The sequence below is a fragment of the Streptomyces virginiae genome, from assembly GCF_040638905.1.
Classification (GTDB): Bacteria; Actinomycetota; Actinomycetes; order Streptomycetales; family Streptomycetaceae; genus Streptomyces; species Streptomyces virginiae_B.
Genome location: NZ_JBEZYV010000028.1, coordinates 34,673 through 54,447, shown reverse-complemented (window position 1 = coordinate 54,447; position 19,775 = coordinate 34,673). Strand labels below are relative to the sequence as shown.

Below are 19,775 nucleotides of genomic sequence, written 5' to 3'. Positions count from 1 at the left end.
GATGGAAAGGCGGCCCCGCCTGCGGCGCGCGGCGCGCGGCCTTCCAGATCCCTCCCGGTAAGGAAGTCTCATGAACCGGCGCACACGGCTCCTCGTCCTCGGTCCCCTCGTGGCCGCCTCGTTCGTCGCCGCCCCCACCGCCCTCGCGGCGGCCCCGCACTCCGCTCCCGCCGCGGTCCCGGCCGCGACGTGTTCGACCTCCGGGGTCCTCGACAACGGGAAGGTGCACCTGTCGGGCGGCGGCTTCACCCCGGGGCCGGCCTACGTGTACGGGTCGGCCGGCTTCGGCGGGACGGTCGAGATAGCCCAGAACGGCGGCTTCCAGGTCATGAACGTGCCGCCGGGCCAGTACAGCGTCCGCCAGGGCGGCGAACTGACCCAGTGCAGCGGCTGAGCACGCGCACCCTCCGGGCCCGGACACGACACCGGGCCCTCCCGGCCCCGTGCGGGAGCGGGAGGGCCCGGCTGTTCTCCTGAGGCGCCCCGGGGTCAGCCCGCGTCGGGGGCCGGGGTCAGGCGCAGCGAGATGCTGTTGATGCAGTAGCGCTGGTCGGTGGGGGTCGGGTAGCCCTCGCCCTCGAAGACGTGACCGAGGTGGGAGCCGCACTTGGCGCAGCGGACCTCGGTGCGGACCATGCCGTGCGAGGTGTCGGCGAGCAGTTCGACGGCGTCGGTGTCCTTCGGGTCGAAGAAGGAGGGCCAGCCGCAGTGCGACTCGAACTTCTCCGAGGAGCGGAACAGCTCGGCCCCGCAGCCGCGACAGGAGTAGACGCCCTCCGTCTTGGTGTCGGTGTACTCACCGCGGAAGGCCGGCTCGGTGCCGGCGAGGCGCAGCACCTGGTACTCGGACGGGGTCAGCTCCGCCTGCCACTGCTCGTCCGTCTTCTCGACCTCGTACGACATGACTCTCCCGCTCCCTCGTTCCGTCAGCTCGACAGGCGCGCGAGGATGGCCGGACCGAGGTCCGTGACGTCGCCCGCGCCCATGGTGAGAACGAGATCACCGGGCTTGGCCATTCCCGCGATGACGTCCGCGACGGCCGCCTTGTCGTGCTCGGCGGTGACGTCGGCGCCCGCCGCCCGGGCCGCGGCGATGATGATCTCGCTGGTGACGCCGGGGACCGGGTCCTCGCGGGCGGGGTAGATGTCCAGGACCACGGAGGCGTCGGCGAGTGCCAGGGCCTGGCCCATCTCCTTGCCGAGCTCCTGGGTGCGGGAGAACAGGTGCGGCTGGAACACCACCAGGATCCGGGAGTCGCCGGCGGCCCCGCGGATGGCCTCCAGGTCGGCGGTCATCTCGGTGGGGTGGTGCGCGTAGGAGTCGATGACCTGGACGCCGGCGGCCTCGCCCTTGAGCTGGAGGCGGCGCTTGACGCCGGTGTACTTGCCGAGGGCGGAGGCCAGGTTGTGGGCCGGGATGCCCAGGGCGACGCCCGCGGCGAGCGCCGCCACGGCGTTGTGGGCGTAGTGGCGGCCGGGGACGGAGACGGTGAAGGTGAGCATCCGGCCGTCCAGGACCACGGTGACCTCGCTGGTCAGGCCGCGCGGGGTGATCTTGGTGATGCGGACGTCGGCGTCCTCCTCCTCGCCGTACGTGACGACGGTGAGGCCCTCGCGGCCCGCGACGCGGCGGGCGATCTCGGCGGCGCCCTCCTGGCCGTGGGCGACGACCAGGGTGCCGCCGGGGACGACCTTGCCGACGAAGGTCTCGAAGGACTCGTAGATCTCCTCGATCGACGCGTAGTTCGCGTGGTGGTCGAGCTCCGCGTTGAGGATGATCGCGACCTGCGGGGAGTACTTGTGGAAGGTGCGGTCGCTCTCGTCGGCCTCGGCCACGAAGATGTCGCCCTCGCCGTGGTGGGCGTTGGAGCCCGGGGCGTCCAGGTCGCCGCCGATGGCGTACGAGGGGTCCAGGCCCAGGGCCGAGAGGGAGACCGCCAGCATGGAGGTGGTGGTCGTCTTGCCGTGGGTGCCGGCGACGGCGATCGGGCGCAGCCCGTCCATCAGGGCGGCGAGGGCGTCGGAGCGGTGCACGACGGGCACGCCGAACTCGGCGGCGCGGGCCAGCTCGGGGTTGTCGGCGCGGATGGCGCTGGAGACGACCACGCAGGTGGAGTCTGCGGCGAGGTTCTCGGCGGCGTGTCCGCCGTGGACCGTGACGCCGTGGGCGCGCAGCGCGTCGGCGGTCTCGGAGTCGCCCCGGGCGTCGCTGCCGGCGACCCGGCCGCCGCGCTGGGCCAGGATCTTCGCGATGCCGGACATGCCGGCGCCGCCGATGCCGATGAAGTGGGGCCGTTCCATGGCGGTCGGCAGGCCGGGCTTCATTCAGGTCGCTCCAGGATCGAGTGCGGTGCTTGTGTGCGTCGGGCTCTGGGGCCCAAGCCTATTCGTTGTGGGCGAAGAGCTTGAGCACGGGAACGCCGACCTTGTGGCGCGCGCGGGAGGCCCAGTCCCGGTGGAAGAACTCCTCCACGAAGTGCGGGGCGGTCAGGACGATCACCTCGTCGGCGCCGGTCTCGTCGACCACGGACTGCAGCTTGTCGAGCGGGTGGTTCTCGATGATCTGCCCGACGGCCTTGGCGCCCTTCTGGCGCAGGGCGTTCAGGGAGTGCGCGAGGGCGTGCGCGGCGGGGCCGAGCGCGTCCTCGCCCTCCGGTTCGTCACCCTCACGGATGGCTTCGGGGAGTTCACCGAGCGCTACGTCGTCGATGGCGCGCAGCAGTCGGTCCTGGTCGCCCCGGGGTTGCATGAGGACGACGAAGGAGACCGTGTCGTCTCCGTGGAGGCTGGTGACGAAGTCCACGTCCACCGTGGTCAGCGGCTGCTCGATCATCAATACGCTCGTGAACACGGACGCCCTCTCCTTCATGGGCCGAGGCCGGCCGGCCCCTGCGGAAACCATCCTGCCCCGCTGTCGCACGGGGCCTGCGCAGGTATATGTGCCCAGCGGAAGCAAAGCGGAACGGGAAATTCCGCCCCTTGTCAGATCCGACGGTAGCTCGTGAACAGGAACCCGGCCTCTTCCAGTACGCAGGCGGGCGCGAGCCGGTGCGGAACCGTGACGGAAGGCCCTCCGGCGATGCGCTGGGCGCCGCCCGCCGTGAGGGTCGGGGAGATCGTCAGGCACAGCTCGTCCAGTACGTCGGCGGCCACGAACTGGCCCAGCAGCCGGGGCCCGCCCTCGGTGAGCTGGCGGCGCAGCCCCCGGTCGGCGAGTTCCCGTACGGCCCGGGCCGCGTCCACGGCGGCGCCGTCGCCGGCCACCACCACCTCGGCCCCGGCGCGCACCGCCTCGGCCACCCGGTCGGAGGGCGCGGCGGCGCCGGTGACCACCAGGGTCGGCACCAGCGGGGAGGTGAACAGCGGCAGCGAGAAGTCCAGGTCGAGGCCGGCGGTGATCACCGCGATGGCGGGGGCGGGGCCCTGCCCGGCGGCCTCGCGGCGGGCCGCGAAGGCCTCCCGGGCGCGGGCCGGGCGGTAGCCCTCCTGGCGAACCGTTTCCGCGCCGACGACCACCACATCGGCCAGCGCCCGCAGGGTGCCGAAGATCCGCATGTCGGTCTCGCCGGAGATGGGCTGTGAGCGGCCGTCGTGCTGGGCGGCGCCGTCGAGGGTGGAGACCATGTTGGCCCGGAGCCAGTGGCCGTCCGCCGCCAGTTCGGGGTACGCGTAGGCGTCCGCGAGCTCGTCGAGCGACCACTCCCGGTCGGCCCCGTCCCGCGTCCGGGCTGGTGTCTGATCGGTCACAGGGAACAGGCGTCGCATCGGTGCAGTGTGCCACGCCCCGTAGAGTTAAGGGCTGTGTCGACATCACTCACCACCTCCGGTTACACCTCAGGCCGGCCCCCGATGGCCGACGCCGGGCCGCAGGCCCTGTGCGCGCGCGAGCCGCGGGTGCCCGCCGAACGGCTGGTGGCCGAGATGGTGCCGCCGCCGCGGTTCGACTCCGTCCGCTTCGACACCTACGACCCCGACCCGGCCCAGCCGAGCCAGGCCGAGGCCGTCACCGTGCTGAGCGGTTTCGCCGCCGGCCTGGGCGGGGCGCACGCGAGCGGCGCCGGCAAGAAGCGCTGGTTCTCCAAGAAGCCGGCCGCCCCCGCCGGCCCGCGCGGGGTCTACCTCGACGGCGGCTACGGCGTCGGCAAGACCCACCTGCTCGCCTCGCTGTGGCACGCCACGCCGGCCGAGCCCGCGCTCAAGGCCTTCGGCACCTTCGTGGAGCTCACGAACCTGGTCGGCGCGCTCGGCTTCCAGCAGACCGTGCAGACCCTGGGCGGGCACAGGCTGCTGTGCATCGACGAGTTCGAGCTGGACGACCCGGGCGACACCGTGCTGGTGTCCTCGCTGCTCAGCCGTCTCGTCGAGCAGGGCGTGGCGCTGGCCGCCACCTCCAACACGCTGCCCGGCAAGCTCGGCGAGGGCCGCTTCGCCGCCGCGGACTTCCTGCGGGAGATCCAGGGGCTGTCGGCGCACTTCCGGCCGCTGCGGATCGACGGCCAGGACTACCGCCACCGCGGGCTGCCGGAGGCACCGGCGCCGTTCTCCGACGAGCAGGTCACCAAGGCCGCGTACGCGACCGAGGGCGCGAGCCTGGACGACTTCCCCGGCCTGCTGGAGCACCTGGCCCGGGTGCACCCGAGCCGGTACGGCGCCCTGACCGACGGGATCACGGCCGTCTGCCTGACCGACGTCGGCCCGGTGCCGGACCAGTCGACCGCGCTGCGGCTGGTGGTCCTGGCCGACCGGCTGTACGACCGCGAGGTCCCGGTGCTGGCGTCCGGCGTCCCGTTCGACGGGCTGTTCAGTGAGGAGATGCTGAACGGCGGCTATCGGAAGAAGTACTTCCGCGCCATATCGCGGCTCACCGCGCTGGCGCGCGACGCGAAACCCCTGGTGTCCCAGTAGGTTTGGGAAGGCCGGGCCCCTTCCGGGGGCCCGGCCGTTCCCACTTCTACGAAGGGATCCATCATGGCCGCCACACGCAACGCCCACGCCGTATGGGAAGGCGACCTGTTCGAGGGCAAGGGCGTCGTCACCCTCGACTCGTCCGGCCTCGGCAGCTACCCGGTCTCCTGGCCCGCGCGCACCGACGAGGCGGCGAACGGACGGACCAGCCCGGAGGAGCTCATCGCCGCCGCGCACTCCAGCTGCTTCAACATGGCGTTCTCGAACGTGCTGGCGAAGGCGGGCAACCCGCCGGCCAAGCTGACCACTTCGGCAGCCGTCACGTTCGTACCCGGCAAGGGCATCACCGGCATCCACCTCACCACCGAGGGTGAGGTGCCGGGCCTGGACGAGGACGGCTTCGTCGCCGCGGCCGAGGACGCCAAGAAGAACTGCCCGGTCAGCCAGGCCCTGACCGGTACGACGATCACCCTGAGCGCCAAGCTCGTCTGACCGCTCCCGCTCCGGCGGGGGGCGCGGGCCGCACGACGCGGCCCGCACACCCCCGTCAGACGTTCGCCAGCTGCGGGATCAGGCGCATCGCGTTGTCGTGGTAGATCCCCCGCAGCTGCTCCGGCGTGAAGGCCGGGTCCGCTTCCAGTGCGGGCAGCGCCAGGTCCATGACCGTGTCCGCGGGGGCGGCGGGCCAGTCCGTGCCGAAGAGGACGTGGTCGGCCGGCACGTGCTCCAGCAGGGTCGCCGCGGGCGCCATGGGACCCGCGGTGTCGTAGTAGAAGCGGCTCAGGTGGTCGCGGACGGCCGCGGGTTCCACGCTCGGTTCGCAGAACCGGCCCAGTGCCTGCAGGCGCGTGGCGATGTACGGGAGGAAGCCGCCGGCGTGCGGCAGGACCACGGAGAGGTCCGGGAAGCGGTCCAGCGTCCTCCTGCTGATCATGTTCACGGCGGCCCGGGTGGTGTCCAGCAGGAAGTCGCACATGAAGTTCGGGATGCCCGGAACCGTCGGCGCACCGGGCGGGCCGCCCGGGAGGTTGTGCGGGTGGGTGTCCACCACGGCCGAGCGTTCGTTCAGCTCGTGGAAGAGCCGGTCGTAGGCGGGGTCCCCGAGGTAGACGCCCCCGTAGTTGGCGGTCACGTTGACGCCTGCGGCGCCGAGCTGCCCGAGCCCTCGGCGCACGGCCCACGACGACGCCTCCTGGTCGTCCAGGAAGAGCGGCACGTAGTACGAGAACCTCCCCGGGTGCGAGGTCGCCACCTCGATCATCGACCGCAGCGTGATGTTGATCGCCTCGCGCAGCTGCGCCGACGACTGGTAGCGCGCCGGCAGCATCGGCTTGAGGACGGCGGTGGTGATGCCCGCGTCGTCCATGAACCGGATCGACGCCTCGGTGTCGATCCGGGCCCACGGGGGCAGCTGCTCCGGCGTGATCAGCCCGTGCTGCACCGCCCACTCGCGCCACTCCGGCGCGCAGTAGTGATGGTGCATGTCGATCTTCGAATGGACCGTGCCCGCCGTGTCCGCGGCCGGCGCGGAGGGACCCCGGGCGATCCGGATGACCTCGCTGGTGCCCACCGCCGCGATGCGCAGTCCGCCCGCCGGCGCGCCCAGGAGCCGCACGGGGGTACTCACGGAGTCCGTCATGCCAATCCACCGCCCTTCGGGTCCGGTTGCTCTCCGGAGGCCACGGAAGCCAGGGCCGGCTCGCCCGGGTCACCGTCCGGGCGCGAGGGTTCCAGGACGATCCTCAGGTGCTCCAGCCCCCGGAAGGCCGCGACCGGGCCCTTGAGCCAGGCGCCCCGGGTCTCCTCCAGGTCCACCGGCCGCATGTCGGGGAACTCCCGCAGCAGGCAGGACAGCGCGATCTCGAGTTCGAGCCGCGCCAGCGGCGCCCCCAGGCAGTAGTGGGTGCCGTGGCCGAAGCCCAGGTGCGTGCCCTGCAGCCCCTCGCGCGTCACGTCCAGCTCGTCGGGCGCGTCGAACCTCTCCGGGTCCCGGTTGGCCGAGGAGATCGCGATCTGCACCAGGGAGCCCCTGGGGATCACCGTGTCCCGGATCCGGGCCTCCTGGGCCGCGTACCGGAAGGTGGAGGTCTCCACCGACCCCTCGAAGCGCAGCATCTCCTCGACCGCCCCCGGGATGAGCCGCGGGTCCTCGCGGAGCCTGGCCGCCTGGTCGGGGTGGAGCAGCAGGTTGAGGACGGAGTTGCCGATCTGGTACGCGGTGGTCTTGTGGCCGGCGAAGAACAGGACCCACAGCGACGCGACCAGTTCGGGGTCCTCCAGGCGTTCCTCCGCCTGGAGGAGGTCGCTGAGGAAGGTGTCCGACGGATGGTCGCGGGTGTCCGAGATGAGCCGTTCCAGCCGGTGCTGGAGCCGCTCCTCGGCCGCCTTCAGCTCCGCCCTTCGGCCGGGGTCGAACCGGGAGCGGGTGACCACCGCGAACTGCTCCAGGATCTCCGGGCGGTCCTCCTGCGGGATGCCCATCAGTTCGCACAGGACCGCGACGGGCAGGGGGAACGCGAACGAGGTCATCAGATCGACCGTGCCGGCCCTGCGGCACTCGCCGAGGATCGTCTCCGCGATCTCGGTGATCCGCGGACGCATCTGCTCCACCCGCCGGGGGGTGAAGGCGCTCCGCAGGATGCGGCGCAGCCGCGTGTGCCGCGGCGGGTCCGCGAAGAGCACGTTGTCGTCGAGCGCGTCGAAGAAGCTGCCGTACACCGCGTGGTAGGTGTCGATGGCGCCGCGCATGTCCTTGCTGAACCGGGGGTCCGACAGGGCGTCGCGGGCGTCGTCGTGGCGGGTGATCAGATAGGTGTCGATCCCGTGGGGAGGGGTCAGCCGGCACACCGGGTCCTGCTCGCGCAGCGCCGCGTACAGGGGGTGGGGGCACTGCCGGTACTCCGGCGCGCCCCTGGAGACGGCCGACACGATGTCCCGCAGTTCTCCGTCGCCGCTCGGTGCCGCGTCCCGCTGCGCCATGTTCCGCACCCTCCGTCGTACTCGCCGCCGTGGCTGTGGCCGTGGCCGTCGCAACGGCCGTCTGCGGACTCACCGGTTCCCCGTGCCGGTGCGCCGCGAAACGGCCCGGCTCCCGATCGGGTGAGCCGCCGGCTCCCGGGGCGCGGCCGTTCGCATGCGGGCGCCCGGCCACCGGTCGGCCGGGCGGCGCAGGGTCTGCCGTCGGCCGATCGGCGGTCGCCCGTCCGTGCCGTGTACGGGGCGGCGCCGGGCGGGCGCGGCGGACCGCGGGAAGGGCTGCTGTGCCACCAGCCAGCCCGTCACGAGGAGCCCGCGCATGGTCCGACGTCTCGCCCCCGCCCTCACCGCAGCCGCCTCGCTCGCCCTGGCGGCCGTCGCCGCGCCGCAGGCCTCCGCCGACCACGGCCCGGACGTCGGACGGGCCCTGGCCGACCGCGCGGCCGCGTACAGCGCGACCGCCAGGTACCAGGTGCACGCCAACGCGGTGGCGGCCGGCTACGTCCCCGACAAGTACTGCGTCTTCGACAAGGCGGGGCGGACCGGCGCACTCGGCTACCCGCACTTCAACCACTCGTACGACAACTCCGTCGACCCGAGGAAGCCCGCCGCGCTGTACTACGAGGACGACGGGCGCGGCGGCAAGCGTCTCGTCGGGGTCCAGTGGCTGGTCTACGACCGCGACCAGAAGCTGACCACGGACGACGACCGCCCGACGATGTTCGGCACCGCGTTCAAGGGCCCCAAGCCCGGCAACTTCCCCGGCCAGCCGGTCCACTACGCCCTGCACCTGTGGCTGTGGAAGAAGAACCCCCGCGGCCTGCACGAGACCTTCAACCCCGCGGTGGCCTGCCTGCCCGGCACCACCCGCCCCTGAGGGGGCGTCCCCGCCCGCCGTGCCTGGCCGTGCCACCCCGGAGCCGCCGATGTCCGTCACCCGACGCAGCCTGCTCGCCGCCGGCACGATCGCCTTCAGCGGAGCGCTGGGCGCGCTGTTCGCCGGCGGCTCCCCCGCCTCGGCCCGGGCCGCCGCCCGGGCCGGTGGCGGGTACGGGCCGCTGCTCCCCGACCCGCGCGGTCTCCTCGACCTGCCCGCCGGGTTCACCTACCGGGTGCTGTCGCGCGCGGGCGACCCGCTGCGCTCCGGTGAGGGCACCGTCCCCGCCAACTGCGACGGCATGGCCGCCTTCGACGCCGGGGGCGGCCGGGTGCGGCTGGTGCGCAACCACGAGAACCGCGCCACCGCCGCCCTGCGGGTCCCCGCCGTGGCGGGGCTCACGTACGACCCCGGGGCGCTCGGCGGCTGCACCGCTCTGGACCTCGCCGCGGACGGGCGCGTGACCGGCGAGCGGGTCGCCCTCGCCGGCACCGCCGTCAACTGCGCGGGCGGCCGCACCCCCTGGCACACCTGGTTGAGCTGCGAGGAGGCCGAGGACCGCGCCGGCAGCGCCGGCTACACCCGCGACCACGGCTACGTCTTCGAGGTGGACCCCGCCCGGCCGCACCGCTCGGGCGCGGTCCCGCTGACCGCGATGGGCCGCTTCGCGCACGAGGCCGTCGCCGTCGACCCGTACCGCGGGGTGGTGTACGAGACGGAGGACGCCTTCGTCCGGCCCTTCGGGCTGTTCTACCGGTTCCTGCCGGAGCGGCCGCTCGGCGGCGTCGGCTCGCTGCGGGCCGGCGGCGTCCTGGAGGCCCTGCGGGTTCCGGGGCTGGCGGACCTGGCGGTGGTGGACGAGCCCGGCGCGGAGTTTCCGGTGGAGTGGGTGCCCGTACCGGACCCCTCGGCCGCCGGCACCCCGATCCGGCACCAGGACTTCGGCCGGGGCGGCATCACCCACGCGCAGAAGCTGGAGGGCTGCTACTGGGGAGGCCGCAGCGTCCACTTCGTGTCCAGCTACGCCCGCCGGGTCGAGGGCGCGCCCGCCGACCACCACGGACAGGTGTGGTCCTACGATCCGCGCCGCGCCCGGCTCCGGCTCGACGTGCTCTTCGGGCCGGCCGCCGACGTACAGCTGCCCGGGGACTCCCCCGACAACATCTGCCTGGCCCCGGATGGCGGGCTGATGGTGTGCGAGGACGGCGGCGGTGCGCAGTACGTGTTCGGGGTCACGGCGGGCGGCCAGGTCTATCCGGTGGCCCGCAACGCCGAGGACATCGGCCGGCCGGGGGCCCCGGAGTGGGGGGAGTTCGCCGGGGTCACCTTCTCCCCCGACGGGCGGACGATGTACGTCAACGCCTACGCCCCGGGCACCACCTTCGCGGTGACGGGCCCCTGGCGGCGCTGACCAGGGGTCCCGCGGCACGACGGGAGTGCCGCTGACGCCCACTTGTCACATAGTCATATATTTTGCGTGCGTGACCATTTCTGTGCGCAAGGTGGCGGCCGCGGCCGCACTCAGTGCCGCCCTCACCGCCTCCCTCGCGGGCTGCGGGGGCGGCTCCGGCTCCACGGACGCCGGCCGCGAAGCCCGTATGGGCACGCCCCCGGCGTCCGCCCCCGCGTCCCCGGCGGCCTCCGTCCCCGGCGCCTCGGCCGCCTCCCAGAGCCCCTTGCCGGGCGCCCCGCCCGCAGGCGCCCCCGGCAGGGCTCCGACCCTGGCCCCCGGTCCCAACGGCCTGACTCCGGTCTTCGAGCGTGCGAGGCAGCACGCGGACAAGACCGTGGCGCTGACCTTCGACGCCGACATGACCTCCGACCAGGGGCCGCGCGCCGCGGGCGGGGAGCGCTTCGACAACCCCGAGCTGATCTCGGCGCTGCGCACCCTCAAGGTGCCCTCGACGATCTTCATGACGGGCCGCTGGGCCGAGGAGTATCCGGACCAGGCCAAGTCCATCGGGACCGACCCGAACTTCGAGATCGCCAACCACTCGTACAGCCACCACGCCTTCAAGTCCCCGTGCTACGGGCTGCCCGCGCTCGACGGCGCGGCCGCCCGGGCCGACGTGGACCGGGCCTTCGCCGCCTTCCGGCAGGCCGGCGCCGTCAACACCGTCCCCTACTTCCGCTTCCCCGGCGGCTGCTACGACGACCCGGCGCTGCGGGCCCTGTCCACGGCCAAGGTCACGGCGGTCCAGTGGGACGTGGTCAGCGGGGACGCCTTCGCGAAGGACCCGGACGCGGTGGCCGAACAGGTCCTCGCCGGGGTGAAGCCCGGCTCGGTGGTGGTGATGCACTGCACGCGCAGCGCCGCCCCGGTCACCGAGGAGGCCATCCGGAAGATCGTCCCGGAACTGCGCAAGCGCGGCTACCGGTTCGTGAAGGTCTCCGAGCTGATCGGGACGTAGTGCGGGCGCGGCGCTCAGCCGGAGCAGGCGGTGCGCTGCGCCTCCTGCCACTCGCACACCGGGCACAGCACCCTGCCCGGCGTCGCGACCCCGTACTCGGTGGGCTTGCCGCACTCCACGCAGTCGGCGAACGGCGGTCCGGCCACGCGCCCGGCCGGGGCGGCAGGAGCGGGACAGTACGAGGCGGTCTCGTCGGGCTGGTCCATGCGCACGAGCCTACCGGTGCCGTCCGGCGGGACTCAGCCCCGCCGGACGGCGGCCAGGCAGGCCGCCGTGCCCGAGCGCGCCCCCGCAACCAGGGCCGACACCGCGCCGCGGGCCGGGGAGGGCGCACACCACTGCCGCCGTTGCCGCCCTCGACCCGGACGAGGGCGCCGGGCGGCACCTCCAGCGGGACTCCCCACAGGACCCAAGGCCCGCGGCGTCCGTAGCGGCGGCCCACACCGGTGAGCTTCAGTGCGCGGCCGCCGGCTCGGTGACCTCGCTCGGGCGGACGATGACGAAGCCCTCGCCGCTCAGCTTCAGCTGGACGGCCTCGCCGGAGCCGCCGCGGATCATCGAGCCGACCGACTGGGAGCGGTGCAGGCCGGTCTCCAGCCGGGCGCTCCAGCCGACCACCGCGTCCGTGTCGACGAAGACCGGGGACTGCGCGGTCACCGGGATGATGATCGGGTTGCCGTCGCAGACGACGGCGAGCTTGCCGGTGCCGGTGAAGACGCTGTTGAAGAGACCGCCGCCGGTCATGCCGGCGCCCTTCACCATCTTGATCTCGTAGGACAGGGTCGGGTCGAAGCAGAGCACGTTGCGGCCGTTGACGGTGAGGGCGTCACCCGGTTCGAAGTCGATGATGAAGCAGTTGCCCGCCTGGTGGGCGAACCAGGCCTCGCCCTGGCCGCGTACGGACATGAGCGCCAGGCCCTCGCCCGTGACGGCGCGCTTGAGCATGCCGCCTATGCCCTGGCCCTTGCGCTCGAACTGCAGGTCGCCGCGGAAGGCCACCATCGATCCCTGACGGGCCAGCATCTCCCCGTTGACGCCGTACCGCACGGACTTGGCGTTCTGCAGGCTCATGCCGGGGGCGACGGCGGCCTGGGCCAGGTTCTCGGACGCGAAAAGATCACTCTTCATGGCATTGATCCTCACCCGGGCCCGCCACCCGGGGCATCCTCCTCAAGGCGGAGCCTGGCATCCTTGGCGGGATGAGCAGCCAGCACACGAACGACACCCCGGCCGTACCGGCGGTCGGGGCCGACAGCGCCTTCCGGCGGGAGCACGTACTGCGCGACGAGGCCCCGCAGTTCGTCCTGCCGCTGGTGGTGCGCATCGAGAAGGCGGAGCCGCCCGCCCGGACCGACGCCTTGGAGACCGCGGCGCGGGCGGTGCTGGTGCTGCTCACCGACGAGCGGGCGCGGGGCGAGGGCGAGTGGGCACGGGCGGTCCGCGACTGGCAGGACGCACGGATCCGCAAGGTGGTCCGGCGGGCGCGCGGGGCGGAGTGGCGCAAGGCGCAGACCCTGCCGGGCGTCACGGTCCACGGCGACGCCGCAGAGGTCCGGGTCTTCCCGCCGGTGCCCCTCGACGGCTGGCCCAAGGAGCTGGCCAAGCTCCAGGTGTCGGGCACCGACCTCGACGACCCCGAACCGGTCCCCGCGGCCGGCGGCCCCGGCCTGCCGGTGCTGTGGCTCAACCCCGACCTCGACATGTCGGCGGGCAAGGCGATGGCCCAGGCCGGGCACGCGGCGCAGCTGGCGTGGTGGGAGCTGACGCGTGCGGAGCGGGCCGCCTGGCAGGAGTCGGGCTTCCGCCTGGCCGTACGGACCGCAGCGCGCGAGCGGTGGGCCGGGCTGAGCGGGAGCGGGCTGCCGGTGGTCCGCGACGCCGGGTTCACCGAGATCGCCCCCGGCAGCGCGACCGTCGTCGCGGACCATCCGGCGCTCCGCGCCCGGCTCTGACGGCCGCCCGGCGGCAGGGGCGCGCGCGGCGGCAGGGCACGCGCGGCGGGAACCTCAAATGTTGCTCTGAACGTCCCCTCGTGCGGATTGGCGCGACTGCGTCGGGGCCATGACATCCGCACACGGTACGAAGAGAGGGGGCGAGGGGACATGAAGCCCATGGCACACCTGGGGGTGGGCATCGGCTGGCGGCCGGAGATCGCGGACGCCGTCGAGCGGCTGGACGGCCTGGACTGGGTCGAGGTGGTGGCCGAGAACATCTGCCCGGGCCACCTGCCCGAGCCGCTCCGGCGGCTGCGCGAGCGCGGCACGCGGATCGTGCCGCACGGCGTCTCGCTCGGCCTCGGCGGCGCCGACCGCCCGGACCCCGAGAAGCTGGCGGCGCTCGCCGAGCGGGCGGTGGCGCTGGGGGCGCCGCTCGTCACCGAGCACATCGCCTTCGTACGGACCTCCTCGCCGCTGCTGGAGGCCGGGCACCTGCTGCCGGTGCCGCGCACCCGCGACGCGCTGGACGTGCTGTGCGAGAACGTGACGATCGCGCAGGACGCGCTGCCGGTGCCGCTGGCGCTGGAGAACATCGCCGCGCTGTTCTCGTGGCCGGGTGAGGAGCTGACCGAGGGGCAGTTCCTCACGGAGCTGGTCGAGCGGACCGGGGTCCGGCTGCTCATCGACGTGGCCAACCTGCACACCAACCGGGTCAACCGGGGCGAGGACCCGGCCGCCGTCCTCGACGCGATCCCGCTGGAGGCGCTGGCGTACGTGCACGTGGCGGGCGGCGTCGAGCGGGGCGGTGTCTGGCACGACACCCACGCGCACCCCGTACCGCCGGTGGTGCTCGACCTGCTGGCCGAGCTTCGCTCCCGGGTGGAGCCGGCGGGCGTCCTGCTGGAGCGCGACGACGACTTCCCGACCGAGGCGGAGCTGGCGGGCGAACTGGCCGCGATCCGCGAGGTGGTGACGGCCCGCGGCGCGGCACCGCAGCCGGCGGCACCGGAGCCGGCTGCGACGCAGCCGATGACGACGCTGCCGGTGGCGACGGACGCCGGGCAGGCGGCCGCGACGGAGCCCGAGCGGGGGGCCTGCGAGGCAGCCCGGATCCGGGTGGCGCTCGGGCAGGCCGCCCTGCTCTCCGCGCTCGTGGCCGGGACACCCGTGCCCGAGGGCTTCGACCGCGCGCGCATCCGCACGCAGGTGCGGGCACTGGCCGCCAAGCGGGCCGACGTGGTCGCCAAGGTGGCTCCGGAGCTGCCCGGGATCCTCGGCGGCCGCGACCCGTACCGCGAGGCCTTCCTGGCGTACGCCAAGCGCCGGCCCATGACCGCCGGGTACCGCCGGGACGCGCTGGACTTCGCCGAACACCTGCTGATCCAGGACCTGCCTGCCGACCCGGCCGCGCGGCGCCGGCTCACCGCCTGGTGGCGGGAACGAGCGGGGGCCAGGCCGCCGCGCCGCGTCGTGCGCTGGGCCCGGGCGCTCGCGGGGAGGGCAGCGTGAACATCCTCGCCGTCGCGATCTGGATCGCCGTCATCGTCTCCTGCGTCCTGCTCGTGCGCGGGCTGCGCGGGGCCCGGCCCACGCCGACCGGCCCGTCGGCGGGCCTCCACGACCTGTCCGAGACCGCGTTCGTGGTGGGCGGCCCCGGCACCGTCGTGGACACCGCGCTCGTCTCGATGCTCGGGGACGGCCGGCTGGTCGTCGGCGGTCCCGGCATCGTCCAGGTACGCCCCGGGGCGCGGGCCGCCGACCCCGCCGAACGCGCCGTGCTCCAGGCGCACGCCGGAGCCCCCTCGGGGTGGCTCTACCAGGTGCGCTACTCCGCCATGTGCGACCCGGCCGTCCAGGAGATCGGGGACGCCCTGGCCGCCCGCGGCCTGATCGCCCCGCCCGGCACCGGCCGGACCTGGCGCCGCTGGGGACTGGTCCAGGCCGTCGTGTGCGTGGTCTGGCTGGTGGCGTCGGTCCCCCTGACAGTCGTGGGCTTCGCCCTCGACTCCGGCCCCCGCGTGCCGTTCATCGTGATGGTGGCGCCGGCACTGTTCGCGGGCATCGTCGTGGGCCTGTTCTGCACGGCCCGGGCCCGCAACCGGGTCACCCCGGCCGGGCTTCGGGCGCTGCTCGCCATGCGCTCCGGGTACGGGAACGACCGCACGCCGCACGTACAGACCGCGCTCTTCGGCCTGCGCGGCCTGCGGGACCCGTTCCTGCGCCAGCAGCTGGTGCCCGCCGCGCGCGGCACCCGGCTGGCGGCGGCCCAGTCGGGGGCGCGCTCCCACCACCACTCGCACACGCCGTCTTCCGACTCCTCGGCCGAGCTGCTGCCGGTGCTGTGGTGCGCCACGAGCGACGGGGGCGGCGGGAGCGGCGGTTCGGGCTGCGGATCCTCCGGCGGCGGTTGCGGAGGCAGCAGCTCCAGTTGCTCGGGCGGCAGCGGTTCGAGCTGCGGCGGCAGCTCCTCCGGTTCCAGCTGTTCGAGTTCGAGCAGCTCCAGCTGTTCCAGCAGTTCCAGCAGTTCCTGATACGGCGTCCGGGTCACGGCCGCCGACACCGGCCGGTGATCCTTTACAAGGGTGGCACCGCCTGCCTCTCATCGGTCCATCAGATGAGAGGCAGGGGCCGTCATGCGCACGAGAACCGCACGCCACGAAGCCGTCGCGGCCGTCCTCCTCCTCGCCCTGGGCGCGCCCACCGCCGCGGCCGCTCCCGTCCCACGGGCTCCGGCCGCCGCAAGCGCGGAGGACACCGCCGCCGAGAGCGCCGGCGCCGCGCTCGTCGCCCGACGCGCGGCCCTCGCGGCGGCCTCCCGGGACGGGGGCCGCGGCGCCGGTCTCGACTTCCGTACCTGCCCCGCCGCCGAGGCCCTGCCGTCGGACGTCCGGTGCGCCACCCTGCGCGTCCCGCTCGACTACGCCCGTCCCGACGGCCCGCAGATCTCCCTCACCGTCAGCCGGGCCGCCGCCACCGGGGCCCGCGGCGCCGCCCGCCAGGGCGCGCTCGTGCAGAACCCGGGCGGCCCCGGCGCCTCCGGAATGCACTTCCCGCTCGTCGCCGGCCTCCCCGGCTGGGAGCGGATCGCCGCAGCCTACGACCTCGTGGGCTACGCCCCGCGCGGAGTCGGACGCTCGGCCCCGCTGTCCTGCCGGGACCCGGCCGCCGGCGCGAAGGGCCCCACCCAGGAGCCGGTCCACCCCTCCGCCGCGTACAAGATGCAACGCCTCGCGCAGGCCCGGGAGTACGCCCGCGGCTGTGCCCGCCGGGCCGGAGCGGCCCTGCCGCACTACACCACCCTGAACAACGCCCGTGACCTGCACGTGCTGCGCGCCGCGCTCGGCGAGGACAAGCTGACCTTCATGGGTGCCTCGTACGGCACCTACCTCGGCGCCGTCTACGCCACCCTGTACCCGGGCCACGTCCGCCGGATGGTCCTCGACTCGGCGGTCGATCCCGATCCGCGCCGTGTCTGGTACCGCAACAACCTCGACCAGTCACGCGGGTTCGAGGCGCGCTGGCACGACTTCCGGGCCTGGGTGGCCCGGCACCACGCCACGTACGGGCTCGGCACCACCCCGGCGGCCGTGCAGGCCGGCTACGAGCGGGTGCGCGACGCGGTGTCCCGCACCCCCGCCGGCGGGACCGTCGGGACGGGCGAACTGCGGGCCGCCTTCCTCCAGGCCGCGTACTACGACGACGTCTGGCCGGAACGGGCCGCGGCCCTGGCTGCGTTCCTGCGCGGCGATCCCTCGGTGCTGGCCGCCCAGGCCGCTCCCGACCCGGCGGCGGCGGCCGAGACCGAGAACGCGACGGCCGTCTACACGGCGGTGCTGTGCAACGACGCCCCCTGGCCCGCGGACTGGGGCACCTGGGACCGCGACCACACCGAGCTGGCCCGTACCGCGCCCTTCGAGACCTGGGCCAACGCCTTCCTCAACCTGCCGTGCGCCTCCTGGCCGGTGCGCGGCCGGCAGTCGCCGGTGCCGGTCGGGTCCCAGCCCGAGCGGCTGCCGCGGACCCTCGTGGTCGCGGCGGAACGGGACGGCGCGACCCCGTACCCGGGTGCGCTGGAACTCCAGCGGCGGCTCGGTACGGAGGCGTCATTGGTGACGGAGACGGGGGCCGGCTCCCACGGTGTGGCCGGCGGACGCAACGGGTGCGTGGACCGGCACGTGGAGCGGTATCTGCTGACGGGCGCCACCCCGGGGTGGCGCGTCCGTTGCGCGCCGCATCCGGAGCCCGCACCGGTGTCGCTGGACGACCGGGCAGCGAGCGCCCGCAGGGCACTGCTGCCGCCTGTCGTCTGAACTTCCGGGCGGGATCTCCGGCTGCGTCGTTTCGGGGGCTGGGCCTCCCGATCCACCGGAGGCACTCACCTGACGGTGTGGTCGTCCTCCGGTCCTTCCCCCCAGGGGAGGTATCAGGCGAGCCCGGCCACCAGGTCGGCGACGGACTTGCGGCGCCCGGTGTAGAAGGGCACCTCTTCACGGACGTGCATACGGGCCTCGGAGGCACGCAGGTGACGCATGAGGTCGACGATGCGGTACAGCTCGTCCGCCTCGAAGGCCAGCAGCCACTCGTAGTCGCCCAGCGAGAACGAGGCGACGGTGTTGGCACGCACGTCAGGGTAGCCGCGGGCCATCTTGCCGTGGTCGGCGAGCATGCGGCGGCGGTCCTCGTCGGGCAGCAGGTACCAGTCGTAGCTGCGGACGAAGGGGTAGACGCTGACGTAGTCGCGGGCGACCTCGTCGGCCAGGAAGGCGGGGATGTGCGACTTGTTGAACTCGGCCGGGCGGTGCAGGGCCATGTTCGACCACACCGGCTCCATCGCGCGGCCCAGCTTGGTACGGCGGAACAGGTTGTACGCGGTCTGCAGCTCGTCCGCGGTCTCCGCGTGCCACCAGATCATGATGTCGGCGTCGGCACGCAGGCCGGAGACGTCATAGGTGCCGCGGACGGTGATGTCCTTGGCAGCCAGCTGGTCGAACAGCTCCTGGACCTCGTCGGCGAAACCGGCGCGGTCCTCCGGCAGGACGTCCTTCAGCTTGAAGACGGACCACAGGGTGTAGCGGATGACCTCGTTGAGGTCCTTCGCCTTCTTCCCCGCGTTGGGAATCTTCTCTGGTGCAGTCATGTTCCTATTGTCCCGTGCGCTGATCAGTGGTCGGCGCCAGGGGTGCCGTACGCGCAGCGAGCGCGGCGATCACCGCGTCCGCGGCCCGGCCGGCGCTCGCGATGCAGGCCGGAATGCCCACGCCGTCGTAGAGCGCGCCGCACACCGCGAGGCCGGGCAGGGCCTCGACGGCGCCGCGGATCCGGGCGACCCGGCCGAGGTGGCCGACCGGGTACTGGGGCAGCCCGCCGTCCCAGCGGGTGACGGTGGAGGCGACCGGCCGGGCCGTCAGGCCCACGGCCTCGCCGAGGTCGGCGAGGGACACCTCGACGAGTTCGCCGTCCTCGCGCTCCAAGTCGCGCTCGTCGGCGTACCGGCCCACGGAGGTGCGCAGCAGGAACAGGTCGGGATCGGTGCCCGCCCAGGCCCACTTGTTGCTGGAGAAGGTGGACGCCTTGATGGTCCGGCCGTCGACGGGCGGTACGAGGAAGCCGCTGGCGCCGCCGCCGGAGACGGCCCCGGGCAGGTCGCTGCGCCGGAAGGCCATGGTGACCAGTGCCATCGAGGCGTATTCGACCTGGTGCAGTTCGGCGGCGGCGGTCGGCGCGAGGGTGTCCAGCAGTCGGGCGGCGGGCCCGGCCGGGACGGCCAGGACGACACCGTCGGCTTCGACGGTCTCCTCGGCGGCCACGACGCGCCAGCCTTCAGCCGTACGAAGGACCTCGCGGACGGGGGCGCCGGTGACGATGCGCGCTCCGGCCGCGCGGCAGGACTCGGCCACGGCGATGGGGAGGCGTCCGATGCCTCCGTCGATGCCGGCGAAGACGGGGCCGGCCTGCTGCGGCCGGCTCTGCTCCCTGCGCTGGATCTCCCGTACGCCGTCGCCCAGCAGGGCGTGGGTGCGGGCGGCCTCGAAGAGCTGGGGCACGGCCGCCCGCATGGAGATGCGGTAGGCGTCGCCCGCGTACACCCCGCCGAGCAGCGGTTCCACCAGTCGGTCGACGACCTCCCGGCCGAGGCGGGCGGCCACGTACTCGCCGACGGCGACGTCCTCACCGATCTCGGTGGGCGGCAGTGTCCGCTCGGCCTCGATGCGGGCCATGCCCTCGGCGGAGAGGACTCCGGAGGCGGCGAGCGGTCCGAGGTCGCCGGGGACGCCCATGACGTGGCCGCGCGGCATCGGCCGCAGCGCGCCGCGGGTCCACAGGTGGGCGGTGGCGGTGGCGGGCGGCTGCACCGCGTCGGCCAGGCCGACGGCCTCGGCGAGGGCCACGGCCTCGGGGCGGCGGGCGAGCACGGACTCGGCGCCGAGGTCGACGCGGGCCCCGGCGAGCTCGCCGGAGTACAGCTTGCCGCCGAGCCTCTGCCCGGCCTCCAGCAGCGTAACGCGGGCGCCTTCGGCGAGCAGCCGGTGGGCCGCCGCGAGGCCCGCGATGCCGCCGCCGATGACGACCACGTGGCCCGGGGAGCCGCTGGAGCGGGTGGGGCTCACCGGCCGATCCGTACGCATGTCCGCTTCGTGCATGGACACATCGTCTCAGACCGATCACCGAG

The 19,775-nt window shown here is 74.0% G+C and carries 20 protein-coding genes and 1 pseudogene; 10 read left to right on the top strand and 11 right to left on the bottom strand.

The features are described from left to right. The first annotated feature begins 70 nt into the window (after positions 1 to 70). Positions 71 to 394 carry a hypothetical protein gene (locus AB0F82_RS29065; protein ID WP_356812546.1) on the top strand — a complete coding sequence of 108 codons (324 nt, stop codon included), beginning with the start codon at positions 71 to 73 and terminating at the stop codon, positions 392 to 394. A 95-nt stretch (positions 395 to 489) separates the two neighbouring features. On the opposite strand, the gene msrB is transcribed toward AB0F82_RS29065, so the two are convergent. From msrB to AB0F82_RS29045, 4 genes are all read right to left on the bottom strand, one after another. Further along, positions 490 to 903: a peptide-methionine (R)-S-oxide reductase MsrB gene (gene msrB / locus AB0F82_RS29060; RefSeq protein ID WP_030651645.1), complete on the bottom strand. Its 414-nt coding sequence runs from the start codon at positions 901 to 903 to the stop codon at positions 490 to 492. 23 nt (positions 904 to 926) lie between these two features. Next, positions 927 to 2,324: a UDP-N-acetylmuramate--L-alanine ligase gene (gene murC / locus AB0F82_RS29055; protein ID WP_356812547.1), complete on the bottom strand. Its 1,398-nt coding sequence runs from the start codon at positions 2,322 to 2,324 to the stop codon at positions 927 to 929. A gap of 58 nt (positions 2,325 to 2,382) precedes the next feature. Next, positions 2,383 to 2,850 (bottom strand): indole-3-glycerol phosphate synthase, encoded by a 468-nt coding sequence (locus AB0F82_RS29050; protein WP_356812548.1) that lies wholly within the window; start codon positions 2,848 to 2,850, stop codon positions 2,383 to 2,385. A 131-nt stretch (positions 2,851 to 2,981) separates the two neighbouring features. Beyond that, positions 2,982 to 3,764 (bottom strand): pyrimidine reductase family protein, encoded by a 783-nt coding sequence (locus tag AB0F82_RS29045; RefSeq protein ID WP_356812549.1) that lies wholly within the window; start codon positions 3,762 to 3,764, stop codon positions 2,982 to 2,984. A gap of 84 nt (positions 3,765 to 3,848) precedes the next feature. Between AB0F82_RS29045 and zapE the strand changes: the two genes are divergently transcribed. Both zapE and AB0F82_RS29035 read left to right on the top strand, forming a co-directional pair. Next, entirely contained in the window at positions 3,849 to 4,904 is a 1,056-nt protein-coding gene (gene zapE, locus AB0F82_RS29040) for a cell division protein ZapE (protein ID WP_362632656.1), read from the top strand. A gap of 63 nt (positions 4,905 to 4,967) precedes the next feature. After that, positions 4,968 to 5,396, top strand: coding sequence for an OsmC family protein (locus AB0F82_RS29035; RefSeq protein ID WP_356812550.1), 429 nt, complete (start codon positions 4,968 to 4,970; stop codon positions 5,394 to 5,396). Between the two features lie 55 nt (positions 5,397 to 5,451). Here the strand turns inward: AB0F82_RS29035 and AB0F82_RS29030 are convergent, their stop codons facing one another. Next, positions 5,452 to 6,531: an amidohydrolase family protein gene (locus tag AB0F82_RS29030; protein ID WP_362632597.1), complete on the bottom strand. Its 1,080-nt coding sequence runs from the start codon at positions 6,529 to 6,531 to the stop codon at positions 5,452 to 5,454. 8 nt (positions 6,532 to 6,539) lie between these two features. After that, positions 6,540 to 7,883 carry a cytochrome P450 family protein gene (locus AB0F82_RS29025; RefSeq protein ID WP_362632595.1) on the bottom strand — a complete coding sequence of 448 codons (1,344 nt, stop codon included), beginning with the start codon at positions 7,881 to 7,883 and terminating at the stop codon, positions 6,540 to 6,542. A gap of 316 nt (positions 7,884 to 8,199) precedes the next feature. Between AB0F82_RS29025 and AB0F82_RS29020 the strand changes: the two genes are divergently transcribed. The 3 genes from AB0F82_RS29020 to AB0F82_RS29010 all read left to right on the top strand — a co-directional run bounded on the left by AB0F82_RS29020 (position 8,200) and on the right by AB0F82_RS29010 (position 11,168). Further along, entirely contained in the window at positions 8,200 to 8,757 is a 558-nt protein-coding gene (locus AB0F82_RS29020; RefSeq protein ID WP_356812553.1) for a hypothetical protein, read from the top strand. 49 nt (positions 8,758 to 8,806) lie between these two features. Further along, entirely contained in the window at positions 8,807 to 10,168 is a 1,362-nt protein-coding gene (locus AB0F82_RS29015; RefSeq protein ID WP_362632592.1) for an alkaline phosphatase PhoX, read from the top strand. 70 nt (positions 10,169 to 10,238) lie between these two features. Then, a complete protein-coding gene (locus AB0F82_RS29010) occupies positions 10,239 to 11,168 on the top strand; it encodes a polysaccharide deacetylase family protein (RefSeq protein ID WP_362632590.1) in 930 nt (309 codons plus the stop codon). Positions 11,169 to 11,182: 14 nt separating this feature from the next. On the opposite strand, the gene AB0F82_RS29005 is transcribed toward AB0F82_RS29010, so the two are convergent. The 3 genes and pseudogenes from AB0F82_RS29005 to AB0F82_RS28995 form a co-directional block, all read right to left on the bottom strand. Beyond that, the gene (locus tag AB0F82_RS29005) at positions 11,183 to 11,374 is read right to left on the bottom strand and encodes a hypothetical protein (protein ID WP_362632588.1); all 192 of its coding nucleotides are present in this window, start codon (positions 11,372 to 11,374) and stop codon (positions 11,183 to 11,185) included. A 134-nt stretch (positions 11,375 to 11,508) separates the two neighbouring features. Next, positions 11,509 to 11,625, bottom strand: a pseudogene (locus AB0F82_RS29000) (ABC transporter ATP-binding protein); the annotation flags it as partial. After that, complete coding sequence (locus AB0F82_RS28995; RefSeq protein WP_356812557.1) at positions 11,622 to 12,296, bottom strand: AIM24 family protein; 675 nt, start codon at positions 12,294 to 12,296, stop codon at positions 11,622 to 11,624. The pseudogene AB0F82_RS29000 and the gene AB0F82_RS28995, both read right to left, overlap by 4 nt. Positions 12,297 to 12,367: 71 nt before the next feature. Here AB0F82_RS28995 and AB0F82_RS28990 point away from each other — a divergent pair, with 71 nt between their 5' ends. From AB0F82_RS28990 to AB0F82_RS28975, 4 genes are all read left to right on the top strand, one after another. Beyond that, the gene (locus AB0F82_RS28990; protein ID WP_362632585.1) at positions 12,368 to 13,120 is read left to right on the top strand and encodes an aminoacyl-tRNA hydrolase; all 753 of its coding nucleotides are present in this window, start codon (positions 12,368 to 12,370) and stop codon (positions 13,118 to 13,120) included. A gap of 150 nt (positions 13,121 to 13,270) precedes the next feature. Continuing rightward, a complete protein-coding gene (locus AB0F82_RS28985; protein ID WP_362632584.1) occupies positions 13,271 to 14,614 on the top strand; it encodes a DUF692 domain-containing protein in 1,344 nt (447 codons plus the stop codon). Beyond that, positions 14,611 to 15,636, top strand: a complete 1,026-nt coding sequence (locus tag AB0F82_RS28980) for a TIGR04222 domain-containing membrane protein (RefSeq protein WP_362632582.1) — start codon at positions 14,611 to 14,613, stop codon at positions 15,634 to 15,636. The genes AB0F82_RS28985 and AB0F82_RS28980 overlap by 4 nt, the downstream gene beginning before the upstream one ends. Positions 15,637 to 15,738: 102 nt before the next feature. Continuing rightward, on the top strand, positions 15,739 to 17,415 hold the full coding sequence (locus AB0F82_RS28975; protein WP_362632580.1) for an alpha/beta hydrolase: 1,677 nt from the start codon (positions 15,739 to 15,741) through the stop codon (positions 17,413 to 17,415). Positions 17,416 to 17,528: 113 nt separating this feature from the next. On the opposite strand, the gene hemQ is transcribed toward AB0F82_RS28975, so the two are convergent. Together hemQ and hemG are read right to left on the bottom strand one after the other, a co-directional pair. Beyond that, the gene (gene hemQ, locus AB0F82_RS28970) at positions 17,529 to 18,242 is read right to left on the bottom strand and encodes a hydrogen peroxide-dependent heme synthase (RefSeq protein ID WP_030032685.1); all 714 of its coding nucleotides are present in this window, start codon (positions 18,240 to 18,242) and stop codon (positions 17,529 to 17,531) included. 4 nt (positions 18,243 to 18,246) lie between these two features. Next, positions 18,247 to 19,746 (bottom strand): protoporphyrinogen oxidase, encoded by a 1,500-nt coding sequence (gene hemG, locus AB0F82_RS28965; RefSeq protein ID WP_436842180.1) that lies wholly within the window; start codon positions 19,744 to 19,746, stop codon positions 18,247 to 18,249. Positions 19,747 to 19,775 lie beyond the last annotated feature (29 nt).

What these genes read in the sequence shown, in the direction of transcription:
- AB0F82_RS29005 (WP_362632588.1), bottom strand. Translation starts at nt 11,374, where the DNA reads ATGGACCAGCCCGACGAGACCGCCTCGTACTGTCCCGCTCCTGCCGCC.
- msrB (WP_030651645.1), bottom strand. Translation starts at nt 903, where the DNA reads ATGTCGTACGAGGTCGAGAAGACGGACGAGCAGTGGCAGGCGGAGCTG.
- AB0F82_RS28985 (WP_362632584.1), top strand. Translation starts at nt 13,271, where the DNA reads ATGAAGCCCATGGCACACCTGGGGGTGGGCATCGGCTGGCGGCCGGAG.
- hemQ (WP_030032685.1), bottom strand. Translation starts at nt 18,242, where the DNA reads ATGACTGCACCAGAGAAGATTCCCAACGCGGGGAAGAAGGCGAAGGAC.
- murC (WP_356812547.1), bottom strand. Translation starts at nt 2,324, where the DNA reads ATGAAGCCCGGCCTGCCGACCGCCATGGAACGGCCCCACTTCATCGGC.
- AB0F82_RS28995 (WP_356812557.1), bottom strand. Translation starts at nt 12,296, where the DNA reads ATGAAGAGTGATCTTTTCGCGTCCGAGAACCTGGCCCAGGCCGCCGTC.
- AB0F82_RS29045 (WP_356812549.1), bottom strand. Translation starts at nt 3,764, where the DNA reads ATGCGACGCCTGTTCCCTGTGACCGATCAGACACCAGCCCGGACGCGG.
- zapE (WP_362632656.1), top strand. Translation starts at nt 3,849, where the DNA reads ATGGCCGACGCCGGGCCGCAGGCCCTGTGCGCGCGCGAGCCGCGGGTG.
- AB0F82_RS29035 (WP_356812550.1), top strand. Translation starts at nt 4,968, where the DNA reads ATGGCCGCCACACGCAACGCCCACGCCGTATGGGAAGGCGACCTGTTC.
- AB0F82_RS29020 (WP_356812553.1), top strand. Translation starts at nt 8,200, where the DNA reads ATGGTCCGACGTCTCGCCCCCGCCCTCACCGCAGCCGCCTCGCTCGCC.
- AB0F82_RS29025 (WP_362632595.1), bottom strand. Translation starts at nt 7,883, where the DNA reads ATGGCGCAGCGGGACGCGGCACCGAGCGGCGACGGAGAACTGCGGGAC.
- hemG (WP_436842180.1), bottom strand. Translation starts at nt 19,746, where the DNA reads ATGCACGAAGCGGACATGCGTACGGATCGGCCGGTGAGCCCCACCCGC.
- AB0F82_RS28975 (WP_362632580.1), top strand. Translation starts at nt 15,739, where the DNA reads ATGCGCACGAGAACCGCACGCCACGAAGCCGTCGCGGCCGTCCTCCTC.
- AB0F82_RS28990 (WP_362632585.1), top strand. Translation starts at nt 12,368, where the DNA reads ATGAGCAGCCAGCACACGAACGACACCCCGGCCGTACCGGCGGTCGGG.
- AB0F82_RS29065 (WP_356812546.1), top strand. Translation starts at nt 71, where the DNA reads ATGAACCGGCGCACACGGCTCCTCGTCCTCGGTCCCCTCGTGGCCGCC.
- AB0F82_RS29015 (WP_362632592.1), top strand. Translation starts at nt 8,807, where the DNA reads ATGTCCGTCACCCGACGCAGCCTGCTCGCCGCCGGCACGATCGCCTTC.